The organism is Shinella granuli, from assembly GCF_004341885.1.
In the GTDB taxonomy this organism is placed as follows: domain Bacteria; phylum Pseudomonadota; class Alphaproteobacteria; order Rhizobiales; family Rhizobiaceae; genus Shinella; species Shinella granuli.
On record NZ_SLVX01000006.1, the window covers coordinates 202,108 to 220,223 of the forward strand.

The window sequence follows — 18,116 nt, forward strand, 5'->3', positions numbered from 1 at the left end:
TCGCGATGCGGCCCGGGCGCTCTCCGGGACGGAAGAACCCACTTCGTTTCGGCGCGCCTAGCCGCGCGGCGCGGCGGCGCGCTGCAGGCGGTCGTTGATCGCCTCGCCGAGGCCGCGGGAGGGGATTGGTGCGAAGGCGATGGAGCGGGCGCCGGTCGCATCCGCCTGTTTCATGTAGCCGAAGAGATTGGCGGCCGCCTCCGCGAGGTCGCCGCTGGGGCTGAGGTCCAGCACCAGCGCCGCATCGGCCTCGCCGGGCAGCGCCGTGCCGCCGAAGCGGATCAGCACCTCGCCGGGCGCCACGTCGCGCGCATCGAGCCGCACCGGCGCATCGGGCGCGTAATGCGAGGCGAGCATGCCCGGTGCCTCGATCGCGGCGCCTGCCTTTTCGTTGCGAAGGACCGGCCGGCCGGTGACGCGCTCGACCTCGGCGGCATCCAGTCCGCCCGGCCTGAGCAGCCGGATCGTCTCGCCCTCGACCTTGATGATGGTGGATTCGAGCCCCACGACGGCCGGCCCCGCATCCAGAACCAGCTCCAGCTTCGCGCCGAAATCCTCGGCGACGTGCCGGGCGGTGGTCGGGCTGATGCGGCCGGAGGTGTTGGCGCTGGGTGCGGCGAGCGGCCGGCCGAAGGCCGACAGCAGCCGGCTGGCAAAGCCCTTGGGCACGCGGATGCCGATCGTGTCGAGCCCGGCGCGGGCAAGCGGGTGGATGGCGCTTTCCGGCCGGATCGGCAGCACGAGCGTCAGCGGCCCCGGCCAGAAGGCCTCGGCGATCATGCGCGACAGCGGATCGAAGACCGCGTGCTCCTCCGCCATGGCAAGGTCCGCCATGTGGCAGATCAGCGGATTGAAGCGCGGCCGGCCCTTCATCTCGTAGATGCGGGTGATGGCCAGCGGGTTGGTGGCGTCGGCGGCAAGGCCGTAGACCGTCTCGGTGGGAATGGCGACCGGCACGCCCCGACCGAGCGCCTCGCAGGCCCGTGCCAGCGCCGCCTCCGCATCCGTCCGCGTATCCACGATGTCCGCCATGTCGCCCTTCCTTGTCGGGGCTTCCTTTACAGGGCTTTTCCGGCAAAAGCCAAGGGTCGCCGATTGCCTAAAATGCGAGCGACCGGATTAGATCGGCCGAAAGCGGTGGCTGCTATGGAAGGTTGAAAGATCCAGCAGCAGGTTCGCAATGATGGCGCACAAGAAATCCTCGACGACCGACATCGCCTTGCGCGTCGCAACGGCCATGAAGCAGATGGGCATAGACGGGCTGCCGCGCAATTACGAGCTGGTCTACGAGGCCTATGCCGGCTGCAATCCCGATCTGGTGCGCGACTTCATCGCGCTCGGCAAATACAAGACGCAAGCCGCGCTCGACGAACTCGGCCGCAAATACCTGCCGCACCACCACGAGGCAGGCGTGCTGCAGCGCTCGGCCGGCGCCATCAGTAACGAGATGGCCAATTTCATGGACCTGCTCAGCCAGGAGCGCACCTCGCTGTCGGATTACGGCCGCCTGATCGGCGAGGCCTCGCAGGTCATCCGCGATGCCGGCAGCCTCGGGGAGGGCGCGCTCGGCTCCTCGCTGGAGGCGCTGCAGCGCGCGACGGAACTGCGCGTCACCCACACGGCGGAAATGGCGGAGAAGGTTGCCGCGCAATCGGCCGTCATGGACGGCATCCAGAAGGAGATGGCGGAGTTCGAGGCGATGAAGTTCATCGATCCGCCGACCAAGCTCGGCAACCGCCGCGCCTTCAACAAGGCGCTCGCCCGCGTCTACGCCAATCCCGATCTGCCGATGCTCTGCGGCGTCGCCATTGCCGAGGTGGATGCCGAGCGTCGCTTCTCGCCCGGCCAGATCGAGGCCCTGTCGGACCATCTCGTCACCTTCTATGGCGGCCTCATCCGCCAGGCCTTCCCGGCCGGCGAGCTTGCCGTGCGCTTCGACGGCCTGCGCTTCGGCTTCGTGTTCCACACCGCCGATGCAGGCGAGGTGACGCGGCTGATCGACCTCCTGCGCGCCGCCTTCCAGACGGTGGCGCTGCGCGATCCGCGCACCGGCCGCAATCTCGGCCGCCTGACGCTATCGGCGGGCGTGTGCATGACGGAGAGCGCCGACAGCGCGCTCGACCTTTCCGCGGCCTGCGAGCGCGCGCTGGCGGAGGCACGCAGCGCGGGCGGCGACCAGATCGTCGTCTACGGCCGCGGCGACGAGGTGCCGGCCGGCAAGGAATGGCTGATCTACCGGCCCGCCTGATGGAGGGGGAGGGAGCCTAGAGCGCGCGGATGATCTTGCGCAGCGCCTCGTCGCGTGCGCCGAGCATCAGCACGTTCTTCATGGCGAGCTTCGGATCGTCGGTGCGGAAGAGCACGCCGTTGCCGCGCACCTTGCGGTCGATCTGCAGCCGGCCTTCCTCCTCGGCCGGCGTGATGGCGACGGCGAAATACATGCGCCCCGCCTTCTTCGAGATATCGGCGAAGAACTGTTCCTCCTCGCCGATCTCGGCGAAGAAATTGGCCATGTAGAAGGCCCATTGCACATTCTTGAATTCCGCGAAGCGGGAATTGGCGACGGTGATGTGGCAATAGCCGAGATGCGGCGTCCGGGCGAGCGTGCGGTGGAAGATCAGCTTGGGAAAGCGGATCGACTGATGGAAGCCGTTGATGCGGTCATGCGTGACATTCCCGGCATTCTCCAGCTTGCGGCCGGTGCGCTCGGCCACCTCCTGGTAGCTGAGATATCGCTTCTCGCTCGGGCTCCAGCTTGTGTTCCGGTCGATGCGGCCGGTGCGCAGGAACTCGGTATGGACGGCCGGTTTCGGCTGGTTCGCGCGCTTGTAGGCGACCGCGTCGTAATAACGGAACTTGGTTTGCTGCACGCGCCGGCACTCCATCCTCACGCCCCGATGCGGTGAAGTTTATGGAAACGGCGTTAAACATTCCTTGCCGGGCCGCTCCCTCTTTTTCCGCATGTTTCGGATGGGTCGCAATATGACAATTGTGTCGGCGCGCCCGCCAGGTTGCCCCTGGCGTGGCTTTGGTGCCTGTTATTTTGGCATAATTGATTGAAATATATGCAGTAACAACCGTGATCATCTTGCCGGACGTCGTTTGTCTCCTGTCGTCAAATCGGAATGGCATGTCGCTATCTGACATGTCGTTTGCTGAATCTTGCGCTTAGATAAGAACACTCGAGGTGCCGTTCTGACGAAGAGCGGAGAATTGGGAAGCCGGTTGAAATCCGGCGCTGCCCCCGCAACGGTGGAGGAGAAAAGCGCGGCGAGACGCCACTGGACGGAAAGGTCCGGGAAGGCGCCGCGATGGTCCGGAAGGACGCTCCTGAGCCCGGAAACCAGCCTTGGGTGTGATCGTGACTGGCTGCGGCGGGCGGCCGGGAAGCGTGCAGTCCGTGCGCCCCCGCGCCCGGATGCCGTCTCCTTCCGTGCGCCTCATCCCCAATTTGATATCGAGGATCCGGCATGGACATCAGCAGCGACGTGCTCCGCAAGCTCAAGAACCGGCGCGAGGGCCACAGCCTCGAGCAGGCCTTCTACATCGACCCCGACCATTACAAGCTGGACCTGGAGACGATCTGGTATCGCGACTGGCTGTTCATCGGCCATGACTGCGAGATCCCGAAGGCCGGCAACTATTTCACCGTGCAGGTCGGCGACTATCCCGTCGTCATCACCCGCGACCGCACAGGCACCGTGCGCGCCCTGCACAATTCCTGCCGCCACCGCGGCTCGCGCGTCTGCACGCAGCACCGGGGATCCTCCGCAAAGCTCGTCTGTCCCTATCACCAGTGGACCTACGAACTGGACGGCTCGCTGCTCTTCGCCCGTCACATGGCCGAGGATTTCGACAAGAGCCAGCACGGCCTGAAGCGCGTGCACTGCGAGACCGTCGGCGGCTATATCTTCATCTGCCTTGCCGACGAGGCGCCGGATTTCTCCGCCTTCCGCGCGCTGGTCGAGCCCTATCTCGCCCGCCACCGCCTCGGCGAGACGAAGGTCGCCTTCGAAAGCACGATCGTCGAGAAGGGCAACTGGAAGCTCGTCTGGGAGAACAACCGCGAGTGCTACCATTGCGCCGCCAACCATCCCGAACTCTGCCGCACCTATCCGGAAGCCCCGAGCGCCACCGGCGTGCAGGGCGCCAAGGACGATCCTGTCATCGCCGCGCACTGGGAAAAATGCGAGGCGGCGGGCCTGCCGAGCGAATTCCGCATGTCGCCGACCGGCCAGTTCCGCGCCGCGCGCATGCCGCTCATCCAGGAGGCCGAAAGCTACACCATGTCCGGTGCCCGCGCCGTCCAGCGACCGCTCTCCAACGATGTCCTGGAAAACCATATCGGCACGCTCCTGCTGTTCCACTACCCGACGACGTGGAACCACGTGCTCGCCGACCACGCCATCACCTTCCGCGTGCTGCCGCTCGGCCCCGAGCTGACGCAGGTCACGACCAAGTGGCTCGTCAACAAGGATGCCGTCGAGGGCGTCGATTACCGCCTCGACGAGCTTACCCATGTCTGGACCGAAACCAACGACCAGGACCGCCGCATCGTCGAGGAAAACGCCTTCGGCATCCGCTCCCCAGCCTACCAGCCCGGCCCCTATTCGCCGGAGGACGAGGGCGGCGTCATGCAGTTCGTCGAATGGTACGCGAATTTCATGATCGACCGGCTCGACGGCGCCAAAAAGCCGCTCTCGCGGGTGGCCTGACATGACGATCGCCAGCCATTTCCGCCACTTCGACGAGCTTCATCCGTGGAACGACCGCCAGCACATGCTGGAATGCATCGCCGCCACGGTGGAGACATCGGATGTGATGACCTTCACCTTCCGCTCCGATCGCGACAACTGGTTCCGCTACCTGCCGGGCCAGTTCGTCACGCTGGAACTGCCGGTGTCGGAAGACGAACCCGTCATGCGGACCTATACGCTCTCCTCGACGCCCTCGCGGCCCTTCTCCGTTTCCGTGACGGTGAAGGCGCAGAAGGGTTCGATCGGCACGCGCTGGATGTTCGACACCCTGCGCCCCGGCATGCGTCTGAAGGCCTTTGGCCCGCTCGGCGACTTCTCCCTCGTGCGCTATCCCGCCGAAAAGTACCTCTTCATCTCGGCGGGTTCCGGTGTCACGCCGATGATGTCCATGACGCGCTGGATGTCGGATTGCGCGCCGCAGTCCGATGTCGCCTTCATCACCTGTGCCCGCAAGCCCGAGGACCTCTTGTTCAAGGCGGAACTCGAATGCCTCGCCGCCCAGATGCCGAACCTTGCGCTCGGCTTCGTCGTCGAGGGGCACAATCCGCGCGACGGCTGGCATGGCCTGCGTGGCCGGATCGATGCAGCGCGCCTCTCGCTGCTCGCGCCCGATTTCCGCGACCGCACCGTCTTCTGCTGCGGCCCGGAGCCCTTCATGCGCGGCGTGCGCGACATGCTGAAGGTCTGCGGCTTCAACATGGACCGCTACCACGAGGAGAGCTTCCAGCCGGCCAATGCGCCCGCCCCGGAGGCGATCGCCATCCGCGCGGGCGCCGGCGAGCAGGAGATCGATGCCAACGCCGTTTCTACCGTGACCTTCACCATGGCCGGCAAGGACGCCCAATGCCCGCCCGGCCAGACGATCCTGCAGACGGCGCGCGCTGCGGGCGTGCGCATCGGCGCGGCCTGCGAGGGTGGCCTTTGCGGCACCTGCCGGGTCATGAAGGTTTCGGGCGAGGTGGACATGCGCCACAATGGCGGCATCCTCGACGACGAGATCGAGGAGGGCTACATCCTCGCCTGCTGCTCGCGGCCCATCGGGGACGTGCAGATCGAGGCGTAGGAGCGGGACCTCAGAAATCCTGGTAGTTCAGCGGCGTGACCTCGACCAGGCGGCGGCCGAGCGTGGTGGTCGCGGTGCCCTTCGCCATGATGCCGGCGCGGACCTCCGCCGTCACGGCGACGGGAAACGAGGCCACCGCACCTGAGGCGAGCGTGACGGCGCCGGCCGTCTGCGCCCCGGTGCCGGCTTCGGCTTCGGCCGTCACCGTGGCCTTGAAGGCGCCGCCCGCCGGGATGGAGGCGGTGAGCATCTCGTCGACGGGCTCGAAGGGCTTTTCCGGCAGAAGTTCGCCGAAGGCCCAGGCCTTGCCGAGCGCCGCCTTCGTCATCGGCGCCACGTTGACGTCGATATCGGTCAGCGCGCCCTTCACCCGGTAGGGGCAGCGCCGCTTCGAGCAGTTGACGCCGGCGGAGAATTGCCAGAGCGCGTAATTGTCCCAGTTGCCCATCGGGAAGGCGCCCTCGATGCCGGGCTTGTAGCGGGCGTACCAGAGCGGCAGGCGCGAGAGGATGCGGTACTTGTCGCGGTTGAGCGCGATGTGCTGGGCGGTCGAATGGTTGGTGTAGAGCACCGGGTAGCGGCCCGTGCGCGTCCTGATATGGCCGGCGAAGACCTGGGCATCCTCCAGTGACATGTAGGCGTCGGGATCGATGCCTTCGATGTCCAGCACCATCATCTCGTCGTCCTGCGGATTGGCATAGTCGAGGAAATGATTGGCCTGGTCGACCGGATTGCCCGGCCGGGCGAGGTGATAGGCGCCCCACAGCAGCCCCTTCGAGCGTGCAAGCAGCCGGCGCGTCTGGTAGAGCTCGCGGCTCACCGCATATTTGCGCCACATGGTCTTGCAATGCGCCACCGTGTCGCCGCCATGCTCGCCCTTGCAACTGAAGCTTTCCGGCAGGCCGTCGGAGGCCTTGGAGATGAAGCCGGCGATGCGCGTGTCGGAGAGCATTTCCGACCAGTCGATCTCGTTCAGTTCATAGGCATCGATGACGATGGCGTTTTCCGGCTTCTTCCACGGCTCCACGCTGGCCGCGGTGGCGGGAAAGGGCAGGGCCGCCAGCAAGAGAAGGGCGGCGAGGCCGGAAAGATGCTTCGGGTTCATGGAGGCTCCTGGTCGATTTCGCGCCTGCGCAAGCGACCATGGTGAGCCAAACATGGTTAACGGACGGCTAACGCGCACAAAACCGCGCGCCGAGCATTGAATCGCCCACCGCAAGACCGCATATGGAACGAAAGGGACTTTGGTGCGTTTCGCGTTCAAATTGCCGTTCGAGCAAAGATCGAAAGGCACCGTTAGGGAGAAGTATCATGACGTTTCTCAACAAATGCCTGGCTGTGACCATGTCGGCGCTCTTCGCCGCCACGCCGGTCGTGCCCGCCGGCGCCATGCCGCTTGCGGTTCCCAAGGTCCAGACGACCGCGGCCGGCGGCAACGATGTGCAGCTTGTGCGTGATGGCGAGCGCCCGTTCTGGCTGAAGCGCAATTTCCGATTCGATGGCAATTCGCGCGACGTCCGGCGCAATTACAATCGCATGAGCACGCGCGAGCGCAACCGTCGCATCGAGAATTTCGGGAATCGCGACAGCGGCTGGCGCGACAACCGCCGCAATCGCGACCGGGATGTCGGCTGGCGTGACCGCGGCGACCGTTACGGCTGGTATCGCGGCCATCGCGGCTATCGCTACCAGCGCCCGGGCTATCGCTACCATGACGGTTTCTGGTTCCCGCTCGCCGCCTTCGGCGTCGGCACCGTCATCGGTGGTGCGATCGCCAACGACCGGACCTATGTGGGTGGCGGCAGCGCGCATGTGAACTGGTGTGCAAACCGCTACCGTTCATACAGGGCTTACGACAACACGTTCCAGCCCTATAATGGCCCGCGTCGCCAGTGCATCTCGCCCTATAGCTGACAGGGCGAACCTCTCCGTGCCGGATGGTCCCCCCGGCACCTGGAACGGGCTGACCAGTCTTTGACCGGCCGGCCCGTTTCCGTTTCGGGTATCGATCTTCGTTGACGTTTACGTAAAAATAAATAATCTGTCCGCCAGAAAGTCGCCCCGCCACAGCGGGCAGGGCGGTCGGGAGGAGGATAGAGATGTACAAGGCGCCGGTCGAGGAGATTGCGTTCACGCTGAAGCATGTGGCGGGCCTTGCGCCCGCGCTGGACGGCGGCCATCTCGGCGACCTTTCGGACGACCTCGTCGATGCCATCCTCACCGAAGCCGGCCGTTTCGCCACCGAGGAGGTGGCCCCGCTCGCCGAGATCGGCGACAGGCAGGGCGCCCGCCTTGTCGATGGCGCCGTGAAGATGCCCGACGGCTGGCCGGCGCTCTACAAGGCCTGGGCGGAGGGCGGCTGGAACTCGCTGACGGCCTCGCCCGATTTCGGCGGGCAGGGCCTGCCGCACATGCTGCATGTCGCCGCCCTCGAAATGTGGAACAGCGGCTCCATGGCGTTTGCGATCGGCCCGACGCTGACGATCGGCGCCATCGAGGCGCTGGCGGCGCACGGCTCGGATCACCTGAAATCCACCTATCTGCCGAAGATGGTGTCAGGCGAATGGATGGGCTCGATGAACCTCACCGAGCCCCATGCCGGCTCGGACCTCGGCGTGATGAAGACCCGCGCCGAGCGGCGCGGCGACGGCACCTACCGCCTCTTCGGCCAGAAGATCTTCATCACCTATGGCGAGCACGATTTCACGGACAACATCGTGCATCTGGTGCTCGCCCGCCTGCCGGATGCGCCCGCCGGCACGCGCGGCATCTCGCTCTTCCTCGTGCCGAAGTTCCTCGTCAATGACGATGGTTCGCTTGGAGCCCGCAACGACGCCCATTGCCATTCCATCGAGCACAAGCTGGGCATCCACGGCTCGCCCACCTGCACGATGATCTACGGCGACGGCCGCTTCGGTGACGAGCCGGGCGCCATCGGCTGGCTGGTCGGCGAGGAGAACCGGGGCCTTGCCTGCATGTTCACCATGATGAATAACGCCCGCCTTGCCGTCGGCATGCAGGGCGTGGCGATCGCAGAGGCGGCGACGCAGAAGGCGATCGCCTATGCGAAGGAGCGCACGCAGGGCAAGGCGCCCGGCTGGCAGGGAGCCGGCAAGGATGGGGGCCAGGGTTCGGGCATGAGCCCGATCATCGAGCATCCCGACGTCGCCCGCATGCTTCTGACCATGAAGGTGCTCACCCAGGGCGCCCGCGCCATCACCTATGCCTGCGCCCACGCCGTCGACATGAGCCACGGCGTGGAGGCGAAGCACTGGGCCGAGCGCGCGAGCCTGCTCACCCCCATCGCCAAGAGCTTCGCCACCGATGCCGGCGTCGACGTCGCCTCGCTCGGCGTGCAGGTGCATGGCGGCATGGGTTACATCGAGGAGACGGGCGCGGCCCGCCTCTACCGCGACGCCCGCATCGCGCCGATCTACGAAGGCACCAACGGCATCCAGGCCATCGACCTCGTCACGCGCAAGCTGCCGCTCTCGGACGGCGACCATCTGCGCGGCTTCATCGCCGAACTGCGGGAGATCGCGGCCAAGGCCGGGCAGGCGAATGCGCCAGCCCTCGGCGAGACCGCAACCCGCCTCGAGGCCGCCATTTCCGATCTCGAAGCGGCGAGCGAATGGCTGCTCGCCACGCTGGCGGAAGGGAAACAGGCCGAAGCGCTCGCCGGCGCCACACCCTACCAGCGCCTCTTCGGCCTGGTCCTGACCGGCGCCTATCTCGCCAAGGGCGCGCTCGCGGACGTCGGCGATGGCCGCAACGGCGAACGCGCCGCGCTGTGCCGCTTCGCCGCGGAGAATATCCTCAGTGAGACGGCGGCGCTGCGGGACCGGGTGGTTTCCGGTGCGGGAAGCCTGGAAGCCGCGCGTTTGGTGCTGGAATAGGAATGCTTGGACTGCCAGCGAAGTGAGAGACTGTAGCTGCCGCGACACCCCCCTCTGCCCTGCCGGGCATCTCCCCCTCAAAGGGGGAGATCAGCAGGAGGCGAAAACCTCGCTCAACCGGCAACGCCGGAGATGGGCGGAACGGCGGCCCCGACCAATCTCCCCCTTGAGGGGGAGATGCCCGGCAGGGCAGAGGGGGGATCCGGCACCCGAGTGACTGCCATTCGATGAAGGAAACCGATACCCATGACCGACCCCATCCTGATCGAGCGCCCGGAAACGGCCCCCGGCGTCCAGGTGATCCGCCTCAACCGCCCCGACAAGAAGAACGCCATCACCCGCGCCATGTACCAGGCGATGACGGACGCGCTGACGGCGGGTGATGCGGACGAGACGGTGCGCGCCACCGTCTTCCTCGGCAGCGAGGGCTGCTTTTCCGCCGGCAACGACCTGAACGATTTCCTCGCCTTCGCCATGGGCGGCACGATGGGCCGCGAGGTGATCGATTTCCTCCATGCGCTCGCCGCGCACGGCAAGCCGCTGGTTTCCGGCGTCGATGGCCTGGCGATCGGCATCGGCACGACGATCCATCTGCACTGCGATCTCACCTATGCCTCGATCCGCACCGAGTTCCGCACGCCCTTCGTCGATCTGGCGCTGGTGCCGGAGGCGGCCTCCAGCCTTCTCGCGCCCCGTCTGATGGGCCATCAGCGCGCCTTCGCGCTGCTCGCCGCCGGCGAGGGCTTTTCCGCCACCGCCGCGCGGGACGCTGGCCTTGTCTACGCCGTCGTCGAGCCCGCCGCGGTGGAAAGCGAGACGCTTGCCGCCGCCGCGCGCCTCGCCGCCAAGCCGCCGAAGGCGCTCGCCATCGCCCGCACCCTCATCCGGGGGGACGGCGCGGAAGTGGCAAGGCGCATCGACGAGGAGGCCGGACATTTCGCGGCGCAGTTGAAGAGCCCGGAAGCGCGCGCCGCCTTCGAGGCCTTCATGGCCCGCCGCTAGAGCAATTCCCGCAAAGGGCGAGCCGGTCTTTCCGGCAACAGACAGGCAGGCGGACGGATCGGCACGCTTTTCGGCGCCTTCCGTCCGGATGTCCTGCCGGCGCCTGCTTCGCAGGCACCGGGTGCACCCGATTTATGGTCTATCAATTTTAACAGTGCCTTAAACACGTTTTCCTATCGTGCGGCATTCTCCGGCTTTCCGGCCGGCGGCCGCATGATGCGCCCGATTTCCGCCTTCCGGCATGTCGTTCAGCATCGCGTCCCCGCCGGTTTCGGCGCCGGCGCCCGAAGGAACACCCTCTCCATGGCCAAGCGCTCCAATCTGATGACGCGCATCCTCGTCGTCGCGTCCCTCGTCGTCGTCGCCGCCTTCACCGGCTTCTCCCTCTATATCGACAGCCTGCAGCGCAGCGTCTTGACGAAATCCGTCGAGGAAAGCATCGATAGTTCCGGCAAGCAGGCCGCCCAGAGCATCGCCAACTGGCTGAACGCCCGCGTCTCGCTGACCGAAATGGCCGGCAATGCCGCCGGAAAGGTCGTCGACGCCGCCGGCATCGAGGCCATGCTGCAGAACGACGTGCTCGTCAGCCAGTTCATGACCACCTATGTCGGCGACGAGACGGGGCTCTTCACCATGTGGCCGAAGTCGCAGATGCCCGAGGGCTACGACCCGCGCCAGCGCCCGTGGTATCAGGATGCCGTCAAGGCCAATGCCAGCGTCCTGACCGAGCCCTATATCGACGCCTCCACCAACGATCTGATCATCAGCGCCGCGACGCCCGTCAAGCATGACGGCAAGCTGCTCGGCGTCGCCGGCAGCGACTTCTCGCTGAAGTCGCTCGTCGACATGGTCAATTCGGTCGACCTCGGCGGCACGGGCTTCGCCTTCCTCGTCAGCAAGAACGGCCAGATCCTCGTGCATCAGGACAAGGCGCTCGTCACCAGGACGCTCGTCGATGCCTTCCCGGCGGCGACGCCAGCCATCGGCGGCGGCATCGCCCACACGACCTATGCCGGCAAGCCGGTGCTGGTCTCCTTCGTGCCGGTCACCGGCCTGCCGTCGGTCGAATGGTATCTCGGCTTCACCATCGACAGCGGCATGGCCTATGCGGCGATCGACCAGTTCCGCATCGCCGCGACGATCGCCACCATCCTCGCCGTCGTCGTCATGATGGGCTTCCTCGCCACCGTGCTCTCCCGCCTCGTCGTGCGCCCGGTCAAGGACATGACCTTCGCCATGGACAAGCTCGCCTCGGGCGATGTCACCGCGGCCATTCCCGGCGAGGACCGCACCGACGAGATCGGCCAGATGGCCGCCGCCGTCGCCGTCTTCCGCGACAATGCCATCGAGCGCACCCGCCTCGAAAACGCCGCCGAAGAAGGCCGCATGCTCTCCGAAAGCGAGCGCCGCGAGCGCGAGGCCGTCAAGGCACGCGAAGCCGGCGAGATCCAGCACGCCGTCGAGGCGCTGGCGGACGGCCTCGGCCGCCTTGCCGACGGCGATCTCGCCCACCGCATCGAAGAACCCTTCGCCGGCCATCTCGATCGCCTGCGCACCGACTTCAACCACTCCCTCACCAGGCTGCACACGGCGATGACGACGGTCGGCCAGAACGCCCGCGCCATCGATGCCGGCGCCACCGAGATCCGCTCGGCCGCCGACGATCTCGCCCGCCGCACGGAGCAGCAGGCGGCTTCCGTCGAGGAAACCGCCGCCGCGCTGGAGGAGATCACCACGACCGTGAAGGACTCCACCCGCCGCGCCGAGGAGGTCGGTTCACTCGTCTCGCGCACCCGGGAGGGCGCTGAAAAATCCGGCGAGGTGGTGCGCCGCGCCGTCTCGGCCATGCAGGGCATCGAGAAGTCCTCGCACGAGATCTCCAACATCATCGGCGTCATCGACGACATCGCCTTCCAGACCAATCTTCTCGCGCTCAATGCCGGCGTGGAAGCGGCCCGCGCGGGCGAGGCCGGCAAGGGCTTTGCCGTCGTGGCGCAGGAAGTGCGCGAGCTCGCCCAGCGCTCGGCCAATGCCGCGAAAGAGATCAAGGCGCTGATCACGGCGTCCGGGGAACAGGTCCGTTCCGGCGTCTCGCTCGTCGACGAGACGGGCGCCGCGCTGGAGGCCATCGTGCGCGAGGTGCAGGAGATCAACGGCCATGTGAACGCCATCGTCCTGGCCGCCCGCGAACAGTCGACCGGCCTGCAGGAGATCAACACCGCCGTCAACACGATGGACCAGGGCACGCAGCAGAACGCCGCCATGGTAGAGCAACAGACGGCGGCCAGCCACGGCCTTGCCAGCGAGGCCGGCGCTCTCAACGCGCTGCTCGCCCAGTTCAAGCTCGGTTCGAGCGCCGCAAGCTATGCCGCCACCGCTCCGCGCCGCGCCGCGTGAGGGATACGCCTTCCCTGGAGGGCCCGGGAGCGATCCCGGGCCGTTCCGTTTTCCCGGTCTCGTCCGATGCCGGCCGCTTGTGACGTGGCCGAAGCCTCTCCATCTATAGGCGACCCCATCGCAGTACAGACAGAAGAGGCGTGAAAATGATCGAGTTACAGGGACGTACGGCCGTCATCACCGGTGCCGGCCGCGGGCTGGGGGCGGCGCTTGCCCTGTCCCTCGCGCAGGCGGGATGCAACCTTGTTTTGTGTGGCCGCAACCCGGCGGCACTGGAAACCCTGGCGGACCGGATCGCCAGCACGACGGGACGCCGCCCCGCCTCCGTCGCCGTCGATCTCGCCGACAGCGAAAGCGTGCGCCGGGCGGTCGATGCCATTACCCGGTCGCATAACCATGTCGATCTGCTGGTGAACAATGGTGCGATGTGGCTGGAGGCGCGCGACACGCCGCACAGCGCGGAGGAGGTGCTGACTGTCATCAACTCCGCCGTCACCGGCACTTTCCTCTTCACCCAGGGCCTTCTGCCGCTGCTCCGGCGCTCCGCCCATCCGGACATCGTCACCATCGGCTCGGTCAGCGGCCTGCCGAATGCGCCGCTCCAGACCGTCTCCGTCCCCTTCTACGCGGCCAAGCGCGCCCAGGCGGCGCTTGCCGACGGGTTGCGCCAGATGCTGGCGGGAACGCCGCTGCGCTCCATCGTCGTGCACCCGCCCTATCTCGATGACGTGCAGCCGGGCGAGCCCGAATGGGCGGAGGCGGCCGAGCGGGCCAAGGGGACCCGCGGCACCAACCGGGATGTGGTCGACGCCGTGCTGTTCGCCGTCACCCGGCCGCGCCACATCACGCTCTCCATCGTGCTGGATGCGGACGATGGCGGGGTGTTTCCCGCACAGGGCGGCTGAGGATCCCGGCGCCTACTTCTCCAGCACCGCCACCGCTTCCACATGCGCCGACCAGAGGAACTGGTCGATCGGCGTCACGAGGCGGATGCGGTAGCCGGCGGCGGTGAGGATGGCGAGGTCGCGGGCAAGGCTCACGGGATTGCAGGAGACGGCGACGATGGTCTTGACGCCGGAGCGGGCGAGTTCCCGGCACTGGTCCTCCGCGCCGGCGCGCGGCGGGTCGAAGACCACGGCATCGAACACCTTCAGCTCGGAAGCCATCAGCGGGCGGCGGAAGAGGTCGCGCCGCTCCACCGTCACCGGCTTCAGGCCTTGCGTGTTGCGCGCCGCCTGGTCGAGCGCCTTCAGCGCCTTTTCCTCGCCCTCCACCGCATGCACCTTGGCCTGCCGCGCGATGCGCAGCGCGAAGGTGCCGGAGCCGGCGAAGAGATCGGCGACGCGCTTGGCCTTGCCGAGCGCCGCCAGCACCAGGTCCGCCATGGCGTCCTCGGCCGGCTTCGTCGCCTGGGTGAAGCCGCCGGCGGGCGGGAAGACGCGCACGCCGGAAAAATCGATCACCGGCTTTTGCGGCTCGATGAGAACTTCCCCGTCGCTGGAAACGCGGGCGATGCCGCGCAGCGACAGGATGCATTCGGTGACGGCGCGCCGCTCCTTGTCGCCCACCTTCTTGACGCCCTCGAAGGCGAGGTCGAGGCCGGAGAGCGTTTCGAGCACGGTGACGCGGAAGGGCTCGGCCGAGGTGGCGATGGCGGCGGCCACCCGGCGGATCGCCGCCAGCATGGAGACGATGCCGTCGCTCGAGATCGGACAGTGGTCGATGGAGACGATGTGGTGGCTGCCGGCCTGGTTGAAGCCGAGCAGCATCTCCTTTTCCGTCCGGCGCACGGTGAAGACGACGCGGCGGCGTTCGCCCGGCCGGGCGATGACGAGCGGGGCGACCTCGGGCGCGAGGCCCTTGGCCTTCAGCGCGTTGACGACGAGGCTGCGCTTGAAGTCGTGGTAGAGCGCATCGGAAGCGTGCTGCAGCGTGCAGCCGCCGCAGGTGCCGTTCCTGCCGTCCGGGCCGAAATGCACGCAGGGCGGCTCCACCCGTTCGGGCGAGGCGACCGACATGGACATGACAGTGCCGTGGTTCTTCACCCGCGCGACGGCTACCGTCTCGCCGGGTAGCGTGAAGGGCACGTAGACCGGGCCGCCGGCCGCCTCCGCGATGCCGTCGCCGCCGCTGCCGAGCCGCGCGATGGTGAGCGTTTCCGTCGTCATGGCTTTCGGCCTCCCAGAAGAAATTCGTGATTGCCGTCGCCGCCGGTGATGGGCGAGGGGATAAGGCCGAGGCTTTGCCAGCCCATGTCCTCGACGAGCCAGCGTTCCAGCTCGGCCGCAACGGCGGGCGCGCTCTCCGGGTCCTTCAGCAGCCCCGCCTTGCTGATCGCCTCGCGCCCCGCCTCGAACTGCGGCTTGACGAGCAGGACGCAGAAGGCGCCGGGCTCGGCGAGCATGAGCGCCGGCGGCAGCGCCAGCTTCAGCGAGATGAAGGAGACGTCGGAGACGACGGCGCCGATGGCGCGGCCGTCGAGATGGTCCGCATCGAGCACGCGGGCGTTCAGGCCCTCGTGGCTGGTGACGCGCGCATCCGTCAGGAGCCGCGGGTGAAGCTGGTCATGGCCCACATCGACCGCGACGACATGGCTGGCGCCGCGCTCCAGCAGGATTTCGGTGAAGCCGCCGGTGGAAGCGCCGATATCGAGACAGTCGAGGCCCGCAGGATCGAGCCCGAAGGCGTCCAGCGCGGCCTTCAGCTTCAGCGCCGCGCGCGAGACATAGGCCTGGGCGGGGTCGTCGATCTCGATGACGGCGGAGGAGGAAAAGCTCGAGCTCGGCTTGGTGACGACGCGGCCGTCGACGCGCACGGTGCCGCGCGTGATGGCGTCGCGCGCCCGCGAGCGGCTGGCGACGAGGCCGGCATTCAGCAGAAGCTGGTCGAGGCGGATGGTTTCTCTAGGTTGGGACATCGCCTCTCATGACGCCTCGCGCCGCAGGTGGCAAGCCCCATGCGCAAAGCCGGGCGATGCGGCCCGGGAAATTCCGCAGCGAGCCGAGGCCGGCGAGGGCGGAAAGGCCCTGCGACGCCCCGCCCATCGCTTCTGCTCAGCCGGCGACGCCCACCCCGACGGCCTTCTGGCCGAGCGCCTGGAACACGGTGGAGACGATGCCCGCGCGGTCGAGGCCGGCCTTGGCATACATCGCCTCGGGCTTGGCCTGTTCCATCCAGATGTCCGGCAGCACCATCGGGCGCACCTTCAGGCCATGGTCGAGCAGGCCCTCGAGCGCCAGGAACTGCAGCACATGGCTGCCGAAACCGCCGATGGCGCCTTCCTCGATGGTGATCAGCACCTCGTGGTGGCGGGCGAGCTGGCGGACGAGGTCGTGGTCGAGCGGCTTGGCGAAGCGCGCATCGGCGACCGTCGTGGAAAGGCCGGCGGCATCGAGGTCTTCTGCGGCCAGCAGACAGTCGGCGAGCCGCGTGCCGAAGGAGAGAAGGGCCACCTTGGAGCCCTGCTTGACGACGCGGCCCTTGCCGATCTCAAGGATCTCCCCGCGTGCCGGCATGTCGACGCCGACGCCCTCGCCGCGCGGATAGCGGAAGGAGATCGGGCCGTCGTCATAGGCGGCGGCCGTGCGCACCATGTGCTTCAGCTCCGCCTCGTCGGCGGCGGCCATCACCACGAAACCGGGCAGGGTGGCGAGGTAGGTCGTGTCGAAGGAGCCGGCATGGGTCGGCCCGTCGGCGCCGACGAAGCCGGCGCGGTCGATCGGGAAACGCACCGGCAGGCCCTGGATGGCGACGTCGTGCACGACCTGGTCGTAGCCGCGCTGCAGGAAGGTGGAATAGAGCGCGCAGAACGGCTTGTAGCCTTCGGAAGCAAGGCCGGCGGCGAAGGTCACGGCGTGCTGCTCGGCGATGCCGACATCGAAGGTGCGGGCCGGATAGGCCTTGGCGAACTTGTCGAGCCCGGTGCCGGAGGGCATGGCGGCGGTGATGGCGAGGATCTTCTCGTCGAAGCCTGCTTCCTGCACCAGCGCCTCGGCGAAGACGGAGGTGTAGGCGGGCGCATTCGGCTTGGCCTTGGCCTGCGCGCCGGTGATGACGTCGAAGGTGTTGACGCCGTGATACTTGTCGGCGGCGGCCTCGGCTGGCGGATAGCCCTTGCCCTTCTGGGTGACGACGTGGATGAGCACCGGCCCCCTGGAATTGTCGCGCACATTGCGCAGCACCGGCAGGAGATGCTCGAAGGAATGGCCGTCGATCGGGCCGATATGGTAGAAGCCGAGCTCCTCGAACAGCGTGCCGCCGGTGACGTAGCCGCGCGCGTGCTCGACGGCGCGGGTGATCGCCCGGTCGACCGTCTTGCCGAGATAGGCCGTCAGTTTCTTGCCGAGTTCGCGGAAGCCCATATAGGTGCGGCCGGAGGCGAGGCGCGCGAGATAGGCGCTCATCGCGCCCGTCGGCGGGGCGATCGACATGTCGTTGTCGTTGAGGATGACGATGAGGCGCGCATCGAGCGCGCCGGCATTGTTCAGCGCCTCATAGGCCATGCCGGCCGACATGGCGCCGTCGCCGATGACGGCGATGACGTTGCGGTGCTCGCCGGAAAGATCGGCCGCCACCGCCATGCCGAGGCCGGCGGAGATCGAGGTCGAGGAATGGGCGGCGCCGAAGGGGTCGTATTCGCTTTCCGCCCGGCGGGTGAAGCCGGACAGGCCGTCCTCCTGGCGCAGCGTGCGGATGCGCTCGCGCCGGCCGGTCAGGATCTTGTGCGGATAGCACTGGTGGCCGACGTCGAAGATCAGCCGGTCCTTGGGCGTGTCGAAGACCTTGTGGATGGCGATGGTCAGTTCCACCACGCCGAGGCCCGCGCCCAGATGCCCGCCGGTGCGCGAGACGGCATCGACCATCTCGGCGCGCAGTTCGCTGGCCAGTTGCGGCAGGTCGCGATCGTCCACGGCCTTCAGGTCGGCGGGAACGCGGACCTTGTCGAGCAGGGGTGTGGCGGGTGCTTGTGTCACTCTCATGCCTCGTGTTCTCGCCCGCATG

At 67.4% G+C, this 18,116-nt stretch carries 14 protein-coding genes and 1 riboswitch; of the genes, 8 read left to right on the forward strand and 6 right to left on the reverse strand.

Annotated elements, in window-relative coordinates:
- Nucleotides 1-57 precede the first annotated feature (57 nt).
- Complete coding sequence (locus EV665_RS12590; RefSeq protein WP_133034363.1) at nucleotides 58-1,032, reverse strand: L-threonylcarbamoyladenylate synthase; 975 nt, start codon at nucleotides 1,030-1,032, stop codon at nucleotides 58-60.
- Between the two features lie 148 nt (nucleotides 1,033-1,180).
- Between EV665_RS12590 and EV665_RS12595 the strand changes: the two genes are divergently transcribed.
- A complete protein-coding gene (locus EV665_RS12595; protein ID WP_133034364.1) occupies nucleotides 1,181-2,248 on the forward strand; it encodes a diguanylate cyclase domain-containing protein in 1,068 nt (355 codons plus the stop codon).
- A 16-nt stretch (nucleotides 2,249-2,264) separates the two neighbouring features.
- Here EV665_RS12595 and EV665_RS12600 read toward each other — a convergent pair whose 3' ends face one another.
- Nucleotides 2,265-2,870, reverse strand: coding sequence for a DUF6656 family protein (locus EV665_RS12600; protein WP_245507703.1), 606 nt, complete (start codon nucleotides 2,868-2,870; stop codon nucleotides 2,265-2,267).
- Between the two features lie 298 nt (nucleotides 2,871-3,168).
- A riboswitch (cobalamin riboswitch) is annotated at nucleotides 3,169-3,366 on the forward strand.
- A 104-nt stretch (nucleotides 3,367-3,470) separates the two neighbouring features.
- Here EV665_RS12600 and EV665_RS12605 point away from each other — a divergent pair.
- Together EV665_RS12605 and EV665_RS12610 are read left to right on the forward strand one after the other, a co-directional pair.
- Nucleotides 3,471-4,715: an aromatic ring-hydroxylating oxygenase subunit alpha gene (locus EV665_RS12605; RefSeq protein ID WP_133034366.1), complete on the forward strand. Its 1,245-nt coding sequence runs from the start codon at nucleotides 3,471-3,473 to the stop codon at nucleotides 4,713-4,715.
- A gap of 1 nt (nucleotide 4,716) precedes the next feature.
- Nucleotides 4,717-5,820: an FAD-binding oxidoreductase gene (locus EV665_RS12610; protein WP_133034367.1), complete on the forward strand. Its 1,104-nt coding sequence runs from the start codon at nucleotides 4,717-4,719 to the stop codon at nucleotides 5,818-5,820.
- 10 nt (nucleotides 5,821-5,830) lie between these two features.
- Here the strand turns inward: EV665_RS12610 and EV665_RS12615 are convergent, their stop codons facing one another.
- Nucleotides 5,831-6,925 carry a glycoside hydrolase family 25 protein gene (locus EV665_RS12615; protein WP_133034368.1) on the reverse strand — a complete coding sequence of 365 codons (1,095 nt, stop codon included), beginning with the start codon at nucleotides 6,923-6,925 and terminating at the stop codon, nucleotides 5,831-5,833.
- 239 nt (nucleotides 6,926-7,164) lie between these two features.
- Here EV665_RS12615 and EV665_RS12620 point away from each other — a divergent pair, with 239 nt between their 5' ends.
- From EV665_RS12620 to EV665_RS12645, 5 genes are all read left to right on the forward strand, one after another.
- Nucleotides 7,165-7,734, forward strand: coding sequence for a BA14K family protein (locus tag EV665_RS12620; RefSeq protein ID WP_425376497.1), 570 nt, complete (start codon nucleotides 7,165-7,167; stop codon nucleotides 7,732-7,734).
- Nucleotides 7,735-7,919: 185 nt separating this feature from the next.
- Nucleotides 7,920-9,716, forward strand: coding sequence for an acyl-CoA dehydrogenase family protein (locus EV665_RS12625; protein ID WP_133034369.1), 1,797 nt, complete (start codon nucleotides 7,920-7,922; stop codon nucleotides 9,714-9,716).
- A gap of 246 nt (nucleotides 9,717-9,962) precedes the next feature.
- Nucleotides 9,963-10,718, forward strand: coding sequence for a crotonase/enoyl-CoA hydratase family protein (locus EV665_RS12635; RefSeq protein ID WP_133034370.1), 756 nt, complete (start codon nucleotides 9,963-9,965; stop codon nucleotides 10,716-10,718).
- Between the two features lie 303 nt (nucleotides 10,719-11,021).
- A complete protein-coding gene (gene mcpU / locus EV665_RS12640; protein ID WP_133034371.1) occupies nucleotides 11,022-13,115 on the forward strand; it encodes a methyl-accepting chemotaxis protein McpU in 2,094 nt (697 codons plus the stop codon).
- A 146-nt stretch (nucleotides 13,116-13,261) separates the two neighbouring features.
- Entirely contained in the window at nucleotides 13,262-14,020 is a 759-nt protein-coding gene (locus tag EV665_RS12645; RefSeq protein WP_064329266.1) for an SDR family oxidoreductase, read from the forward strand.
- A gap of 12 nt (nucleotides 14,021-14,032) precedes the next feature.
- Here the strand turns inward: EV665_RS12645 and EV665_RS12650 are convergent, their stop codons facing one another.
- From EV665_RS12650 to dxs, 3 genes are all read right to left on the reverse strand, one after another.
- Nucleotides 14,033-15,283, reverse strand: a complete 1,251-nt coding sequence (locus EV665_RS12650) for a class I SAM-dependent RNA methyltransferase (RefSeq protein ID WP_133034372.1) — start codon at nucleotides 15,281-15,283, stop codon at nucleotides 14,033-14,035.
- A complete protein-coding gene (locus EV665_RS12655; protein WP_133034373.1) occupies nucleotides 15,280-16,032 on the reverse strand; it encodes a TlyA family RNA methyltransferase in 753 nt (250 codons plus the stop codon). The genes EV665_RS12650 and EV665_RS12655 overlap by 4 nt, the downstream gene beginning before the upstream one ends.
- Nucleotides 16,033-16,168: 136 nt before the next feature.
- Nucleotides 16,169-18,088 (reverse strand): 1-deoxy-D-xylulose-5-phosphate synthase, encoded by a 1,920-nt coding sequence (gene dxs, locus EV665_RS12660; RefSeq protein WP_162853051.1) that lies wholly within the window; start codon nucleotides 18,086-18,088, stop codon nucleotides 16,169-16,171.
- Between the last annotated feature and the right edge of the window lie 28 nt (nucleotides 18,089-18,116).

Excerpts from the sequence above, each read along its gene's own strand:
- EV665_RS12590 (WP_133034363.1), bottom strand. The coding sequence starts at position 1,032 with ATGGCGGACATCGTGGATACGCGGACGGATGCGGAGGCGGCGCTGGCA.
- EV665_RS12595 (WP_133034364.1), top strand. The coding sequence starts at position 1,181 with ATGATGGCGCACAAGAAATCCTCGACGACCGACATCGCCTTGCGCGTC.
- EV665_RS12605 (WP_133034366.1), top strand. The coding sequence starts at position 3,471 with ATGGACATCAGCAGCGACGTGCTCCGCAAGCTCAAGAACCGGCGCGAG.
- EV665_RS12610 (WP_133034367.1), top strand. The coding sequence starts at position 4,717 with ATGACGATCGCCAGCCATTTCCGCCACTTCGACGAGCTTCATCCGTGG.
- EV665_RS12615 (WP_133034368.1), bottom strand. The coding sequence starts at position 6,925 with ATGAACCCGAAGCATCTTTCCGGCCTCGCCGCCCTTCTCTTGCTGGCG.
- EV665_RS12620 (WP_425376497.1), top strand. The coding sequence starts at position 7,165 with ATGTCGGCGCTCTTCGCCGCCACGCCGGTCGTGCCCGCCGGCGCCATG.
- EV665_RS12625 (WP_133034369.1), top strand. The coding sequence starts at position 7,920 with ATGTACAAGGCGCCGGTCGAGGAGATTGCGTTCACGCTGAAGCATGTG.
- EV665_RS12635 (WP_133034370.1), top strand. The coding sequence starts at position 9,963 with ATGACCGACCCCATCCTGATCGAGCGCCCGGAAACGGCCCCCGGCGTC.
- mcpU (WP_133034371.1), top strand. The coding sequence starts at position 11,022 with ATGGCCAAGCGCTCCAATCTGATGACGCGCATCCTCGTCGTCGCGTCC.
- EV665_RS12645 (WP_064329266.1), top strand. The coding sequence starts at position 13,262 with ATGATCGAGTTACAGGGACGTACGGCCGTCATCACCGGTGCCGGCCGC.
- EV665_RS12650 (WP_133034372.1), bottom strand. The coding sequence starts at position 15,283 with ATGACGACGGAAACGCTCACCATCGCGCGGCTCGGCAGCGGCGGCGAC.
- EV665_RS12655 (WP_133034373.1), bottom strand. The coding sequence starts at position 16,032 with ATGTCCCAACCTAGAGAAACCATCCGCCTCGACCAGCTTCTGCTGAAT.